Annotated in this window: 19 protein-coding genes and 1 pseudogene; 3 read left to right on the top strand and 17 right to left on the bottom strand. The window is 43.4% G+C overall.

All coding sequences use genetic code 11. The annotated features are described in order from the left end of the window. Positions 1-15: 15 nt before the first annotated feature. The 4 genes from AB5150_RS06870 to AB5150_RS06855 all read right to left on the bottom strand — a co-directional run bounded on the left by AB5150_RS06870 (position 16) and on the right by AB5150_RS06855 (position 3,103). Entirely contained in the window at positions 16-150 is a 135-nt protein-coding gene (locus AB5150_RS06870; protein WP_368291542.1) for a hypothetical protein, read from the bottom strand. Beyond that, a complete protein-coding gene (locus AB5150_RS06865) occupies positions 113-598 on the bottom strand; it encodes a hypothetical protein (RefSeq protein ID WP_368291541.1) in 486 nt (161 codons plus the stop codon). The genes AB5150_RS06870 and AB5150_RS06865 overlap by 38 nt, the downstream gene beginning before the upstream one ends. Positions 599-613: 15 nt before the next feature. Further along, on the bottom strand, positions 614-2,320 hold the full coding sequence (locus AB5150_RS06860) for a sensor histidine kinase (RefSeq protein WP_368291540.1): 1,707 nt from the start codon (positions 2,318-2,320) through the stop codon (positions 614-616). Positions 2,321-2,422: 102 nt separating this feature from the next. Further along, complete coding sequence (locus tag AB5150_RS06855) at positions 2,423-3,103, bottom strand: response regulator transcription factor (RefSeq protein ID WP_173796167.1); 681 nt, start codon at positions 3,101-3,103, stop codon at positions 2,423-2,425. A gap of 264 nt (positions 3,104-3,367) precedes the next feature. On the opposite strand from AB5150_RS06855, the gene AB5150_RS06850 reads away from it, so the two are divergent. Further along, positions 3,368-3,556 carry a hypothetical protein gene (locus tag AB5150_RS06850; protein WP_117874531.1) on the top strand — a complete coding sequence of 63 codons (189 nt, stop codon included), beginning with the start codon at positions 3,368-3,370 and terminating at the stop codon, positions 3,554-3,556. Between the two features lie 52 nt (positions 3,557-3,608). Here AB5150_RS06850 and AB5150_RS06845 read toward each other — a convergent pair whose 3' ends face one another. From AB5150_RS06845 to AB5150_RS06800, 10 genes and pseudogenes are all read right to left on the bottom strand, one after another. Continuing rightward, the gene (locus tag AB5150_RS06845) at positions 3,609-4,625 is read right to left on the bottom strand and encodes an SGNH/GDSL hydrolase family protein (RefSeq protein ID WP_368291539.1); all 1,017 of its coding nucleotides are present in this window, start codon (positions 4,623-4,625) and stop codon (positions 3,609-3,611) included. 12 nt (positions 4,626-4,637) lie between these two features. Continuing rightward, a complete protein-coding gene (locus AB5150_RS06840) occupies positions 4,638-6,227 on the bottom strand; it encodes an MBOAT family protein (protein WP_368291538.1) in 1,590 nt (529 codons plus the stop codon). A 69-nt stretch (positions 6,228-6,296) separates the two neighbouring features. Continuing rightward, positions 6,297-6,524, bottom strand: a complete 228-nt coding sequence (locus AB5150_RS06835) for an acyl carrier protein (RefSeq protein WP_015533721.1) — start codon at positions 6,522-6,524, stop codon at positions 6,297-6,299. Positions 6,525-6,553: 29 nt separating this feature from the next. After that, positions 6,554-8,146 (bottom strand): AMP-binding protein, encoded by a 1,593-nt coding sequence (locus AB5150_RS06830; protein ID WP_368291537.1) that lies wholly within the window; start codon positions 8,144-8,146, stop codon positions 6,554-6,556. Between the two features lie 456 nt (positions 8,147-8,602). Continuing rightward, positions 8,603-8,854, bottom strand: coding sequence for a hypothetical protein (locus AB5150_RS06825; RefSeq protein ID WP_368291536.1), 252 nt, complete (start codon positions 8,852-8,854; stop codon positions 8,603-8,605). Between the two features lie 66 nt (positions 8,855-8,920). Next, entirely contained in the window at positions 8,921-9,046 is a 126-nt protein-coding gene (locus AB5150_RS06820; RefSeq protein ID WP_255415656.1) for a hypothetical protein, read from the bottom strand. 182 nt (positions 9,047-9,228) lie between these two features. After that, a complete protein-coding gene (locus AB5150_RS06815; protein ID WP_015533718.1) occupies positions 9,229-9,498 on the bottom strand; it encodes a hypothetical protein in 270 nt (89 codons plus the stop codon). A 32-nt stretch (positions 9,499-9,530) separates the two neighbouring features. Further along, positions 9,531-10,439 carry a hypothetical protein gene (locus AB5150_RS06810; RefSeq protein ID WP_055273138.1) on the bottom strand — a complete coding sequence of 303 codons (909 nt, stop codon included), beginning with the start codon at positions 10,437-10,439 and terminating at the stop codon, positions 9,531-9,533. Positions 10,440-10,608: 169 nt separating this feature from the next. Further along, a complete protein-coding gene (locus tag AB5150_RS06805) occupies positions 10,609-10,974 on the bottom strand; it encodes a hypothetical protein (protein WP_368291535.1) in 366 nt (121 codons plus the stop codon). Then, a pseudogene (locus tag AB5150_RS06800) lies at positions 10,925-11,185 on the bottom strand (hypothetical protein); the annotation flags it as partial. The gene AB5150_RS06805 and the pseudogene AB5150_RS06800, both read right to left, overlap by 50 nt. A gap of 12 nt (positions 11,186-11,197) precedes the next feature. On the opposite strand from AB5150_RS06800, the gene AB5150_RS06795 reads away from it, so the two are divergent. Together AB5150_RS06795 and AB5150_RS06790 are read left to right on the top strand one after the other, a co-directional pair. Beyond that, positions 11,198-11,500 (top strand): hypothetical protein, encoded by a 303-nt coding sequence (locus tag AB5150_RS06795; protein WP_055223081.1) that lies wholly within the window; start codon positions 11,198-11,200, stop codon positions 11,498-11,500. Between the two features lie 89 nt (positions 11,501-11,589). Next, the gene (locus AB5150_RS06790; RefSeq protein ID WP_055273142.1) at positions 11,590-11,805 is read left to right on the top strand and encodes a hypothetical protein; all 216 of its coding nucleotides are present in this window, start codon (positions 11,590-11,592) and stop codon (positions 11,803-11,805) included. Positions 11,806-11,852: 47 nt separating this feature from the next. On the opposite strand, the gene AB5150_RS06785 is transcribed toward AB5150_RS06790, so the two are convergent. The 3 genes from AB5150_RS06785 to AB5150_RS06775 all read right to left on the bottom strand — a co-directional run bounded on the left by AB5150_RS06785 (position 11,853) and on the right by AB5150_RS06775 (position 15,378). Continuing rightward, positions 11,853-12,749 carry a helix-turn-helix domain-containing protein gene (locus AB5150_RS06785; protein WP_015533714.1) on the bottom strand — a complete coding sequence of 299 codons (897 nt, stop codon included), beginning with the start codon at positions 12,747-12,749 and terminating at the stop codon, positions 11,853-11,855. Positions 12,750-12,889: 140 nt separating this feature from the next. After that, positions 12,890-13,690, bottom strand: coding sequence for an AraC family transcriptional regulator (locus AB5150_RS06780; protein ID WP_015533713.1), 801 nt, complete (start codon positions 13,688-13,690; stop codon positions 12,890-12,892). 293 nt (positions 13,691-13,983) lie between these two features. Then, positions 13,984-15,378, bottom strand: coding sequence for an MFS transporter (locus AB5150_RS06775; RefSeq protein ID WP_055273144.1), 1,395 nt, complete (start codon positions 15,376-15,378; stop codon positions 13,984-13,986). Positions 15,379-15,520: the final 142 nt, after the last annotated feature.

Raw genomic sequence — 15,520 nt, 5'->3', positions numbered from 1 at the left:
GGTATTCATCCTGTATCAATAGAACGGCTCAAGCACATATCTGCTGTCATCCGGGTACACACTGTTCATAGATGAATTCTCCGCAAATATCCTGTCGATCCACAGCTTCTGATCATCCAGTCTGTGCGCCTTTCCGCTTAACCATCTCAAGCTCTGCCTTATAGTCTGCCAGATGTCTCTTCTCCTGCTTTATCCTATAAACATAATTTCTGGTATCCTGGGAAGTTCCTTTCTCCTCCTGGCGACAATGAACGTACATAGGAATCTCTTTTGTGGCACGCCTTATCACATAGGCTATGAACGAAACCACCATAGCCCCAACAAAGATAAACAAATACGTCTGTGCAACGAACCTGTACGCTATAAGCGCCGCATTTGCCGCTATATAAGCAAATATTCCCACGACAACCAGAATCAGGATCATAGTGATCTTGAAATTTTTCAGCAGCTCCGAGTATTTTAACTCACAGGCAGCTATCTTTTTCTCGGACTCAGAGATCAAATTCTCTGTATCCCGGATTTTCGCCGTGAGCTGCTCCATGCGATACTCATCACCTATTTCTTCATTTAACTTTTTCTGTGATACCGACAAATGCATAAATCCCACTCCTTCTTATTTGAATATCAATCTCACTTCAACCCCGTCATCGACATTCTTCATCTCACAGCCAAATCCATGCCTGTCCATAATGGCCTTGACGATCGAGAGTCCAAGTCCGGTGCCCTTGTGTCCGTGACGGCTATTGTCCCCCTTGACAAATGGCTTCCATGCACCTTCCAGCGTGTCCTTATCAAGTGGTTCGCTGGAATTGACAAATGACACTTCTTTATCCGATAGCTTCACATCGATGTGTCCGCCATCAGTCACATACTTGACAGCGTTATCCATGATGTTGACAACAGCCTGATACATCAGAGCTTCATCCGCAGAGACCGTGCATGCCCCCGATATATCGATCTGCACGTTTTTCTCCGATATTTTCTCATTATATATCTGTGCCACAGTGTCAACTATGCCTGTCAGATCCACTTCTGTCTTTTTGAGCTTTGTATCCACGTCCTCTGCCTTAGCCATATCCAGTATAGTCGCAACCTGCGTATTCATCTGTCTGACCTCATCCAGTATGCCGTCCATATAATACTGGTTCTTCTCAGGATTTGTGCCAGCCTTGAGATTTTCAGCGTAAAGTGAGATGACCGCCAGTGGACTCTTCAGATCGTGCGCCATAGCATTTGATGTGGTACGCCTGTACTGCTCCATGTCATAGACAGATTTGTATGATCTGTACAATACATAGGCTATTGCAAGTGAGACAAGCGTGCTCAGCAGTGCTATTCCTATCCACGTGGCAATTATCACTTTTCCAAATGAAGACTTTACGAGGTCGGTGTGATAATCCATCACCAGATAATAACTATTTCCAATCGCTACCACATCGGTGTTGTGCTTTCCCTGATCACAATTCCTACTGACTCTTGATAAACTTCCAACACCGGAGTCCCCCAGATCTGCCACAAGAGTCTCTATATTTCCTTCATAATCCATATTACGGGAAGCTGCTCCCGAACCGATAAGACTGCTATTATAAAAATGGTATCCTTTGCTTGTGTCAAGCTTCACATAACCATCGGGGATCTCTGTTACTGTGACACTCTTCTCATCAGATTCGCCATAGTCCATTTGGGCCTCATGAGTTCCTATAACCTTAACGTCATCACCGTAGTCATAGTAACTGTATTTACTTATCCAGAAACTGGTTCCCTTTACATATATCTCTTCTATCCTGGATAAAGCAGGCAAACCATCGGCACTTCCGTATCTTGGAGCCTCCGCCATCATCTTCTGATAATCCTCATATGTACATGACAATCTAAACTTTTTATTGTTATCATCTGTGACAACAAAAAACATACGGTAGTCATGCCCGGCAACCAATGTCAAAGTGCCATCTGAGTCCTTATAGTACAGACTTGCAGCAGCACCGCCATCCACTGCAATCGCACTTAGCATTTCGCACGTATATTCAACATCACTGGTGAATTTGTTATCCGCAGTCTCAAAATCATAATTGATCCCATCCACATAGGCTCCTGCCAGTGCATCTTGATATTCTGTAACCGCTTCATTTACATTTGACCTGATTCGTTCCTCAGCACTCGCTACACCGTTGTCTACACTAGTATTATATATAGATATCAACAGATAGGTCACGATCCCTCCCAGCAATGCTGCCACCAATATAAACGGCACAAATATTCTCAGAAAAAATGAGCCGAATCTTTGTTTTTTCCCATATAACATATTTTTATTTTTCTTCATATTATAAAACATCCTTTCCCTTTTAATAACCTCCGAGTCATGGGGTCTGTGTACTGACACATCCATTAATTATATCTACACTTTGCACCGTTTCGCACAGTCTCAATCCATCCTGTATCCCTTTGCAAATACTGTCTTGATCTTTTTACCCGACTCTCCAAGTGCCTGTCGAAGCTTCTTGATATGATTGTCCACTACCCTGTCGCTGCCCTCATAATCATAGCCCCACAGCCTGACCAGAAGATCATCCCTTGTGATAAGCATTCCTCTGTGCTCCATAAAATACTTCAGCATGGCATATTCCTTCGGTGCAAGCCTTACCTCGTTCCCAGCGGCAAATACCTGAAGCCTGTCCGGATAGATCACGATGTCATATGCCTCTATGCTGCTCTTCTTCTCCCACAGCCCCTTGCTTCTTCTGAGGAATGACATGATCTTTGCAGAAAGCTCCGCCATGGAAAACGGCTTCACCACATAGTCATCGCAACCTATGTCATAGCCATACAGCCGGTCCTCCTCCCTGCCCCTTGCAGTCAGGAAAATGACAGGCACATAACTCTTTGCCCTGATGGCCCTGCATATCTCAAATCCATCTGCCCCCGGAAGCATGACGTCCAGCAGCACCAGATCGTATTCGTTCTCATACACAAGCTCCAGTGCCTTGTCTCCATCAGCCGCCCAGGTGAAGCATGTCTCGTAGTCCATCCCCCTGCCGTTCATATAGTCCATTATCCCCTCTGCTATCTTCTGCTCATCCTCAACTAGCAATATGTTATACTTCATATTCCCTCCCCGTGGCAGCTTTGCATTCTGTGTACCTCACGGCGCCGTGCCACTCTATGTAAATCATCGATATCTAAGATTCTGAACACAGTATACTTCAAACTTATATCCTTTTTGTATCCTTTTGCATGTTTTTTATAAACAGATTGACCTTTAATGAAAGAGAGGAGCCTATGTCTATGAGGATAAGAAAATTATTGCCAGCATTTATAATGGCTGCAGCACCGACTTTGACGATCCCTGTCTCTGTCTATGCCGCAGAGGATGATAACCGAGACCCGCAAATACGGGAAAAAGGTCACCGCGACAATGCGTGTCAATGTGACAGCCATCACATTGAAGCGCGGCAAGAGCTATCTGCTGAAACCGGTTCTCACACCTTCAAACAGCACTGAGAAAAAGACATATACTTCCGGCAATATATCTGCCAGATGCAAAGTTACAGTAAAATAAAAAATAAAGTGGACGGGGGATTCTTTCCTCCGTCCACTTATATATTTTATATTTAGTTGTTAGATACCGTTCCCTCGGATTGCTGTGCCTCCAGCGACACAGTCTCTCCGGACATATACTTCACATAATCCAGATAGTCATTATTCCAATCCGCATACTTTTCTGAATGTCTCTTATCCTTAAAAGAATAATTCTCTGAAATATATTTTCCAAGATAGGCGCTTACCTTCTCTGCACCCTTACAGTTGAGATGTCTTCCGCCATCCCTCGTGTCGGTGCTCCAGTCGATCACATAATCGCCCTTGAGCGTATTCATATCGACAAAATCAATATTCTTTGCCTTAGCATACTTAACCATTGCATTGTGTCTTGCATAATTCCATGACTTCGCCGTCGGAGTCTCCATGAACATGATCTTGATTCCATTCTTCTCACACTTGTCTATAAGCTTATCGAGCAGTATCTTTGATACCTCCGGTATGTCCTCAACAGCCTTGGTTTCCACCATCTTGCTCTGGCCTGAAAACGGCTTGACCTCCATGCTGAGATACTGTCCTCTTGAGGCTGATCTGTATGTGTAATCCCTGGCACCGAACATGTCCGAAACACTCATGCTCTTCCACCTGTTGTGGTACTGTGCAAGAGGCAGATACTTATATGCCAGATTCTTCAGGTTGTTCTCAACCTTTTTCAATGTCGTCTTGCCTGTCCAGAGCATATTCACATCAAACACCACCAGCTTTGGCTTCTGACATGTGAGCACTTCATCCAGAAGGTTGGATGCCCCGGTCACATTCTGGAATCCCTCAGCCGCCACATATGTTGGAATTCCATATTTGTTCCATATATACATCGGAGAACATGCACTGTAGGCATTGCTGTCTCCAAGCACCAGTACGTCTATCGAATTCTTCGGTTCTCCATAGAAGCCCCTTGCATTCGAGTTGGTTATTCCGCTTCCCGGATCGCTCCGCTTCGGAGTAAACGCAGCTCCCAGCACTCCCATGATCATCACGGCCACCAGGGCAAATGCTATGGATTTTATTATATTACGTCCACTTTTCTTCATAGATAATCACCTCTAAAACTGTGCATATATAAATCCAGCCACCTCATAGCCCTTGCCATATGCTCCGAGTATGATCACTCCAAACAGCAGCACATAGTAAACTGCCCATCTGAGGGCTATATTCTTCGTTGCAAGCTCTGCTCTTATCTGGTGTCCCTTCTCCTTGTAAAGTCCAACCAGGAACAGAATGAGCGCGCCCACTGCCAGCACTGCAAAATCTGCCATGTCAAGCTTCATTCCAAGCAAAGTTCCATTTGTCAGATCCGCAAATGTAAATCCCCTGAACATGGACACAAACATGTGTCCAAATGCTGTAAGATCATCAGCCCTGAACATGAGCATTCCCACATTCACAAAAATGAAGGTCCTGACAACCTGAAGCAGCCTGTATACCTTTCCCTGGCGGTCAACATTCATTTTCCCATACAGCTTCTTGAAAAGAGGCTCCATGAGAAGTCCGATTACCATGATAGCCCAGTAATAAAGACCATACATGACGTACTTCCAGCTTGCGCCGTGCCAAATACCCGTTCCAAACCACACTATGAACATCGCTATAGACATAGGAACAAATGTCGCGAAGAAAGTATTCATATGTTCCCTGGTCTTCTTACTCAGCTTCACAAATGGCTTAGACAGTGAAACTGAATAGAACACATAGTCCTTGAACCATGCACCGAGAGTCATATGCCACCTTCTCCAGAACTCACTGACCGTCTTTGATATAAACGGCTGATTGAAGTTCTCTGAGAGTCCTATTCCGAACATCTGGGCACTTCCCCTTACTATATCCATACAGCCTGAGAATTCCGCATAGAGCTGTAATGTGTAGAGCAGCATTCCTACTACTACCGGAAGTCCTGTGTAGCTTGCGTAATTGTCAAATATCTGGTTCACATACATATTTGCGCGATCTGCAATAACTATCTTCTTGAAGAAGCCCCACAGTATAAGCTGGAGTCCCATGGTCATGTTCTCATAACTGAACCTGTGCCCCTCATACATCTGCTCTCCAACAAGATCGAACCTGGCTATAGGTCCCTCAACAATGTGCGGGAAAAATGCAAGGAAAAGTGCAACCTTGCCAAACTTGTCCGATGCCCTGTATTTGCCTCTGTACACGTCCACTATGTAACTCACCGCAGACAGTGTGTAGAACGAGATTCCAAGCGGCATCATCCTCTGATACATCGGATTCTCTACATTTATGTGTATGAGTCCAAGCACATCTGTAAATACCTGTCCAAGGAATACCGAATATTTCAGGAATACCAGGATTCCTACATTCACAAGCACCACGCATACGCACACGCACTTTTTCTGCCATCCAATAAGTGCCTTGTACTCTTTTTTGCTTTCCTTTGGCAGAGCTTTCCTTGCCATGCTGCAGCCATCATCTATCTTGTTTATCAGCAGGCCGCCCACATATATGGTCAACGACCCGAACAGGATAAATATGATATATCTGCCTGAATTGATAAAATAAAACAGATAGCTGAATGCCAGCAGCACCTTCCATCTGTGCTTCAGTGGCACTATATTGTACACTATAAACGCTCCGAGCAATATAAATACCAGATACGATATCGACGTATATGACATATTTCTCACTCCTCCAGTATTTTTTGACGGCAGTCAGTCCCCGCCATCTTCCAATATCTATATCTGCTCTTACTCGTCTTCAAGTCTCTGGATCATATCGTATATGGTCTGGACTGTCTTGAAGTTCTCCGGTGTGATATCAACAGGAGAAATGTCTACGTCAAACTCATCGCTGAGCTGAAGCACCAGCGTAACCATCGTGATGGAATCCAGCACGCCATGTCCTATAAGATCTGTCTCGTTCTCATAATCAACTCCAGGTTTTACCTCATTCAAAATCTTTAATAATTCTTCCATAATCTCTTATCTCCTTATCAATAAAATTGTCACACATGCTGCGCGTATTCCGCCTTCAGCCTCTTCCTGTCTATCTTGCCATTTGCATTGTGGGGCATGCTTGTCACCCTGACAAAACGGTTCGGCTCCATGTAGTGTGGAACCCTCTCCTGAAACGCCTTAAGCAGCTCCGTCTCGTCCTTCTTCCTGCCCTCGTAGATGAACACGATCTTGTCCGCCGCATCATCATATATGCAGGCATAGCTTCTGATACCGTCTATGGCTCCCGCTGCCGCCTCGATCTCGCCGAGCTCTATGCGGTAACCCATGTGTTTTATCTGATAGTCCTTACGGCACACATAGACCAGCTCGCCGTATCTGTTGTATTTCACCAGATCACCGGTCTTGTAGACCAGCTCTGGATAGTACGGATTCAGCGGATTCTGGACAAATGCCTCTCTCGTCTTCTCCGCATTTCCGAAGTAGCCCAGCGCCACAAATGAACCTCTGGCATAGAGCTCACCCTCACGGCTGAAGCCCGTCTCAGGATCGATCTCCGGTGACACCTCCCTGCCGTTCTCATCAAGAACAAACACATCACAGTTGTTGCACGCATGTCCCATCGGCAGCGGCTCGTCATCGGCAAATACTCTGTCCACCACGTAATACGTACATATGTCGGTCGTCTCTGTTGGGCCGAACAGATTTGCATACATGGCATCCGGAAGATTCTGTATCCAGTAATTCAGCGGCTTTGTCGGCATCACCTCTCCGGCAAACAGCACCTTCTTCAGCTCGGGAAGCTGGGCGTACTGGAACAGCTTGTAATTTGCAACGATCTGCAGTGCCGATGGCACCCAGTATATCGTGTTGATCCTGTATGTATTCATGAACTCCATCAGCTTCATAGGGAAGGTGAAATACGCCTTCGGTATGATGTACAGCGTGGCACCATTTTTAAGAGTGCTGTAGAGATCTGACACCGACATGCTGAAGTAGAACGGTGTCTGGCTTCCGAATATCGTACTCTCGTCTATACCAAATGCCTCCGTGTACCAATAGGTATAGGATATCACATTCCTGTGTGATACCACAGCGCCCTTTGGAACTCCGGTCGAGCCCGATGTGAAAAGCGCATACACGGGATCCGTGTCTATCGCCCTGCTTCTGACCGCATCCAACACCGACTGATCTGCACTTGTGTCCAGCTCGTCAAGATTTAATATCCTGAATACCTCTTTGTTCTCGCCTTCCTGTCCCTGGCATCCATCTTCATCCACGCCATTTCTGGAAAGCTCCAGTGCCTTCTCCATATGCCCGATGTCAGTCACGACTGCAACCGGATTCAGCGTTCCGAGTATCGACTCGGCTCTGGACGCCGGCATCTCCGCATCCAGTACCACATAGAAATTGCCACTGTAGACAACTCCCATATAGGCAGCCACACTCCCAGGCTTTTTGTCCAGCAACACGGCAACAGGCTTATTCCTCACGCCATCTGTCTTCTCATATATCCATGCACCGATCTGTCTGGAAAGCCTCTCCATCTGACCATATGTGAGTCCGCCTTCCTCATCTGCAACTGCCAGCTTGTCTGGATATTTTAAAGCCGAATTCTCTATAAATTCCAATATATTTTTCAATATTTACCACCTCGTTTAACCACCTTTTTCTTTCTTCCAAAATCGAATAGATTATATGCCATGCCTTTCTGCCAGTTCAACTTAATATACATTCAACAGACTTAATTATATGTAAGAGTTATTACAATATGGTTACACTTCCTCAATCCATCAGCGTAATCCGCACTGCAGCTTCTCACTACACCTGCTATTATAGCCGCCATCCCTTTAAGGTTCAATGAGGCGAATCTTTAAGATATCTTTAAGTAAAACAAAAAACAGCGGCAGACATGTCCATCCACGGACATATCTGTCGCTGACAAATGTATAAATATTTGTTTTCCCGGCACGGCTTACACGCCATACCTGATCCTTAGCCTCTTGACAAATCCCACAGATTTTCTCGCATTGTATAGCTTATCGGCAAATATATACAGGGTTCTGAGCTCTGCCCGGCCTTGCATCCATATAATTCCATCATAAAGAATATGGACTTTCAAGCCTGCCTCTGTCCTCCGTTATATCTCTGAATATAAAGAGATCACAGCCGTCCGTGCCATCTGGGACTACTATTATGCGGAGCCATCTGCCGTCTCTGCCTGCAACACGTGCATCAAACTCCAGATTCTCCTGTCTGTCCCAGCCCTCATATTTCTTTCTGAACTGTCTGTATACCTTCTGATCCATAAGCTGGCTTACCGCACTTATGTCCTCCCGCCGCACCAGCATATGCGCCTCATCCGTTCCGGCACATACCGCACGATCATAAAGTCCTGCTCCATCTTCTCTATTCTTCTACCTTCTTTCCCTTCTCCTTATATTAATATAAAGATTAAGTATTGCGACAAGAGCTATAAGTTCCAGTATAACTCCTGCCACAAGGCATATATTCATATATTTCATTTCAAACAATCCAAACATTAATTCTCTCCCATACGCAGTTGCCTGCAAACCAAACATCGACAAAATTCACACAACCATTCTTTTCGTTATAACAACATATTATCCTAAAGTATATGGCAAAAAGTAATTCCATACGCACAAAAACCGCCAATATCGCTTATGATATGGCGGTTTTGTCGATATTCTTATTATTTTCACTCTTATTCCAGCTCCTCCAGAGCATCCAGATAACTCTCCATCCACTGCACCTGCTTTGCGCTTTTCGCATCTTCTTCATCCGGTTCGTCCGGATCATCCGGCCACTCATCGCCCTCGTCAAGCTCCTGCATGGTCAGCCAGTTGTCAGCCACCTCAAGCTGAAGCATCCTTCCATCGTCACACTCCAGACTCACCAGCACCATAAGCGGCTCCCCCGGAAGCCTCTCCTCACAGCCGAAGTCGGCCTCATCTATTCTCTTTATTGTCCACATATTATCACCTCATGTTCTGTAGATGTCATAAATCACTCTACCCGTATCTTCAAAAAGTCTATGAGTGCTTCCAGCGTCAATTCCTCCTTGCGCCATATCCATTCTGTCTCTATCGTATAGAACAGCCCGCCGCCTATGTCACATGCCGCCGCAAACTTCTGTCTCTGCTTTCTGGACTTCTTATACTTGAATATATAATAGTAATAAAGTCTTCCCTCTATCACTTCATGTTTCAGATATGCCCTTGTCCGCAGTTCCTCCGGGCAGGCTTCATCCTCCACCAGCTCATCCAGCACGTAATCCTCAGCCGTCTCATCATCGATAGCCTCCTGAAGTGAACAATAGACAAGTTCCGGCTTAAGCTCCTCATTAAACCCCGCAAATGCCGGATCACTGTCATCGCCATCTATCAGTCTATACCTCTGAGGCAGGTCAAAGCTTATCTTTCTGGCACCTGACTGCAATGAATATGTATTGGTTAATTGTGCATCTCCAGTCATCCCATAGATGTCCGCATATGGCATACCGTTTTTTCCATATACATTCCTATCATTTTCCATACCTGAACCTTCATCTAACTTTATAGATGTGTCCATTGAATCATATGTATATCCGCCACCAGCATTTATCGTGCCAGAATAATCAGCATCACCATATCCTACACCATCATACTCGTTCCCACCGTTAGCTGCTCTATCCGCCTCGCTGGCCTTCTTCGCCTGAAATCCGGATACTAGGAACGACACAAAAGCCAGCAATCCGATCAGAAACATCAATCCCTGTTCCGAAATATACGACCACAGCTCTGACAGATCCGATATATTTCCATGTGACTCATGATATATATTGTATATTCCTGCTCCCCAGAACAGCACCAGCAAGGCCCCGGCCACGACAAAGCAGGCGATCGCACTCTGTAAAACATACTTTAATCTTCTCATCTACCCTTCACCCCTGTCATTTCGCTTTTAATACACACATGCTTGCATCAACATACCGCAAGCATCTAACCCAAAGATACCGCATATTATACCCTCCAGTTCGCAGAATATCAATTACATTTGATATTCTGCGAACTGAATTTGACTTTCTGTGAAAGTGTTTTGTGAATTAACTGCGGCTTATATTCAGAAAGACGGCACTCCCAGCAAAAGCTGAGAAATGCCGTCTCTCAGTATAATAATACACGCTGTAGTAATCCGATACCGTGAAATCCGCCTTAAGATTCTCTATCGCATCCAGACTCTCCATTATCGTATTTGTCTCCTTGATATCGGGGGCATCCGCCTGCAGATCGGTGTAGTCCTCACCTTTTATCTGCGCCATCGTGCCCTTGAGTGCATCGTTGGAGCTCTTGGAATCGCTCTTCACCATGACCTTCATTACGTCCATGGACTTAACAGAAAACTTGAGCTCAGCGCCATACTTACCGGACTTGTTCATGCCTACGATCATGGATTTTGATCCGTCTCTCACACCAAAAGAGAACCCCAAATCTGAAGTGTGTACTTCTAATCTGGGGTCCTTTTTCATATATACCGCATGAATCGATTCCCATCATCTTTCTAGGTGGAAGGTTTGTTATTGCAATAAGTGTCTTGCCGACTAACTCCTCTGGCTCATAGAATGCATGGATTCCTGAGAGGATGGTTCTGTCTGTGCCTGTGCCGTCATCCAGTGTGAACTGAAGGAGCTTCTTATGGAAGCTGTTTCATTTGAGGATTATATCAATCGACTAAAAGCACAGAATATTATAATTGAAACCGGAAACTCAAAGAAATACGGAACGGTTACAAAATACCGATTTTCGGTTGAACAACGTTTTCATCGTGGCTACTCTCTCGGTTCATTCTATACCGATGACAACATAAAAAAGAGAATTTCGAGACGACAGGACTATCTGAAAACACAAAAGAAAAAAGCGGAAGAACGAAAAGAAAAGCGAAAAGCTGCTTATGATGCCATGTCGCCCGGTGAAAAAAACTGGATAAAAGTCGATTGAAAATCTCGTCCATGTGTGACTTCTCTGGTGATGTATCACGGGATACCGTTGGCTTTCAGAAATGGTAAAATGTGCAGAACGCCAGACGCATGCAGGAGATACAAAAGAACCTGCACGACAGGTACGGCATCCGGTATACCGAGAATTCCAACATCCAAATCCTACAAAAACTACTGGAACAGGCTAAACAGAACATGCATAACCTTGAAGAACAACAGCGGCAAAATGAGCGTGACCTGAAGGAGTTGCAACACTACCAGAAGGAAATTGACACCTATCTAGGGAAAAAGCATGAGGATATTTAGTCCTCATGCTTATCAGTAAAGATTTTATAGGAAGATCATCCATATTCTCATTTCGTAAACTCTACGGAGTAATAATACATATAATCATTCTCTGTATTTAGATAATCTCCGGAAATATCCTGTATCGGTAACATACTTAATCCATTTTTACCATAAACCAAAGCCGCTAACCCCTGCTCTGTTCCAAAATCTATCGGACATATATGGTTTATGCTTGTCGCCGATCTTCCATAATATTTCCGATCTTCAACATCATTTAAAATTGGATTTTCTGTTGTGTATTTCGTATAGTTATCTGCCACAATTAGACTTGCAGAAAATTTTTCAAAATTAGGAACAACCACTATCATTCCAGTTTCGGTAGATTCCGTACCATTAAAAGATATTTCTGCAATTTTCTCATGCGATACTCTTTTTCCGGATTGATATTCAGACAAGTAAACAAAAAGGCATTTATAGTTATCCTTTGTCTTATACCGAAACATCATTACCCCATCTGCTCCAGACATCAGTTCCGCAGTTTTCATTTCCGCACTATCCGGCGATACTTCTTCTATGAAATTTCGGGGTTGTCTCATCTTCTTACACGCTATAACAGCGATTACAGTGATAAATCCTGTCAGAATAATACAAAGTGCTACAATGATTCGTCGCAGAAATTTCTGTTTATTCTTTCCTTCCTTTGACACCTGCAATAGCGTTTCATCAGACTTTTCTCTTACACTATCTTCGCTGATATCTTCACCGGCTAAAAATTCATTGACGCTGATTTCCAATATTTCACACAGTTCCATATATACAGAAACGTCTGGAAGGCAAATTCCACGTTCCCATTTTGAAACAGACTTATCACTCTTCCCGAGCTTATCTGCAAGCTGTCTCTGTGTCAGCCTAGCTCTTTTTCTTTTTTCTGCGATATATCTTCCAATCTTAGCAATATCCATAGGTCATTCCTCCTTTCATCATGACAATCTTATCTTATCACAGCAAAAAAGTACACCTCTCAAAGGTAGAATTGCCACATTTACTGCCTATATCCAATCACAGCCACAACTTTTCCATTCTCTGCCTCTATGTTTGATAGTCACGATATTATATCTGTACGGCTTATATTTCTGTATTCGCTCGGTGTAACTTTGTATCGTTCCTTAAATACCCGATTGAATGTTCTCTGACTTTCAAATCCGCTATCATAGCATATATTTGTAATGGCATCACTGGTATTTTCCAAGCGATGGCAAGCATAATTTAGTCTTGCATCATTCAGATATTGATTGAAATTACGATGGAATGTTTTGGAGAATGTTCGTGATAAAACATACTTGCTCACTCCCAAATCTCTTGCCATATCATCTAACGAGAAATTCTTTCTAAAATTACCAGACACGTACGATACTGCCTGATAGACAAGATCTTTACTTCCCACATCTCCTTTCTCGACCAGTTTCAGCTTTCCAATGCATCTTGCAATCAAAATCTGCAGGTATGCCTGTATAACTGCTATATCCATGTGGTCTGTATCTAAGATGGCATTAATTGCCCGGTATACTTCCGGCTCCACCATTTCTGCCTTTATGATTGGGTAATCCGGTGCCATCGTCTGTATAATATCAGCATATTTCCCAATCGCAAATGGTGGAGAAATAATGTAAACCGCCTTATTCACTCCCGAAGAGAAAACCTGATAATGATGGATAATATCAGGAAATACAAAACCAATATCTCCCTTTTCCATGTGGTATAACTCTTGTCCAACTCCCAGCTCCAGTGTTCCATTTGTCACACATACGATCTCCAATGCATTATGTAAATGCGGAGCAACGTGCTTCGATTTTCTTTTTAAAGCTAATATTTCTTCTTTTGTATCAACAAATGATAAATGCATTGGTTACGCCCCCTTTGCAAGATTTGTCTACTTTTCCTTTCGATTTGGCAGGCAATCACATTGTATTTATTCTATAATCAGCTTGTAAATAAGGAAAGGAGGTACGCATTATGAACAAGTTTAAGAATTATATGAACAACCTTTTAGTATTCTACGCTGATTACTTTGAACATGTATATCATGCATAAAATACTAAAAGGACTACTTTGTGAAAACTGAATACCTAGCTTGCACAAAAAGCATTGCCTTTCTCGAATGTTCAATTAGACAATGCTTTTCATTACATATAAACCTTAATACTTTGTTGCGTCTGTTACTTCATCAGACTTAATTCCCTTTTCAGCTTTCAATTTTTCATTTACAGCTTCCACGTTCATTCTGGAAAGAACAATCATAATTAACACATCAAGGATCAATGGCAACCATAAATACATAAACTGCATCATATCAAGTGCTGACTGCGGCTGTGTTGCATTTGTTCCGACATAACCACTAAGCTCTAATAACCAGCCACATACTGCAGTTCCGATTCCTCCACCAATCTTTACACCCAGTGATGTACAAGAATACATAGTTCCGTCAATTCTCTTTCCCTGTGTCAGATAAGTATACTCTGAACAAGAAGCAATCACTGCGTTCATATCTCCCTGCCATGGGCCCTGTCCAAGTGCTGCAAGGGCTGTAAATGCCAGCATAAGAGGAATACTTCCCATATATCCTGCTACAACAACCAACGCTCTACCAATAACGGCAATGATATATCCTCTGAGATTCAGCTTGTACATACCATTCCACTTGCCAACGAGTGTCGGAGTAAAGATAAGAGCTATAATAAGTGGGATATTCACCGCCCAGGCGAACTGACCAAAAAGATTCTTGTCCTTCAATACCCATGTCATGTAGTAGATACCAGCACCGATCATGGCACTATAAAGCTGCTGTAAAATATATGTTCCACAGATCATCATATAATACTTGTTCTTTACAAGAAGCTTAAATGCCTGAACCAGTCCATACTTTTCTTCATCTCCTTTTACTTCTCCCTCGTTAAGCTCCTCCTCCGGAAGCTCTTTTACGGAGAGCGCTGAGATTGTATTTACAATCAGACCGATAATTGCATAGATGATTGCTACCGTTCTCCATGCTGCTGCATCTCCACCGCAGTAATCAACAAATTTTACGGTTACAGACTGGATCAAAAGGCTTGTAGAAAATGCGAAGATGAAACGATAAGATCCCATCTGCACACGCTCTTTACTGTTCTTCGTAATCAAAGAAGTAAGTGCAGAATACGCAATATTATTTGCTGTATAGAACACACCATTTAACAATGTATATGCAATAAAGAACCATGCATATTTTGCTGTATTTCCCCAGCTTGTAGGAACCGCAAAACAACATACCAATGTAATCGCACATCCAATGTAGCCGTAAAGCATCCACGGTTTCGCCTTACCCATCTTGCTGTGTGTCTTGTCAATCATCGAGCCAAAGAAAATGTCTGTAAATCCGTCAAACAGTTTGGAAACTGCGATCAACGTACCTACTATACCTGCTGCAAGTCCGACTGAATCCGTCAGATAAATCATCACAAAGGACGTTAAAAATGCATATACTACATTTCCTGCTATATCGCCGGATCCGTATCCAACTTTGTTATACCATTTTAAATACTTTTTTTCTTCCATAGAATCACTCCTCATCTTAATCATGTTTAGAATTTCATGTGTCAAACAGTCTGATGCCTATATTATTCTAAATGCTTTTACTTTTGTTCTCTTGTATCCCGAATATCCCCGTATGTCCGGACTTATACGTCGATATTCGGGA

Source organism: Coprococcus sp. RTP21281st1_F1_RTP21281_210402, from assembly GCF_040915325.1.
Taxonomy (GTDB): Bacteria; Bacillota; Clostridia; order Lachnospirales; family Lachnospiraceae; genus Coprococcus; species Coprococcus aceti.
This window is presented reverse-complemented; position numbering and strand designations above follow the sequence as displayed.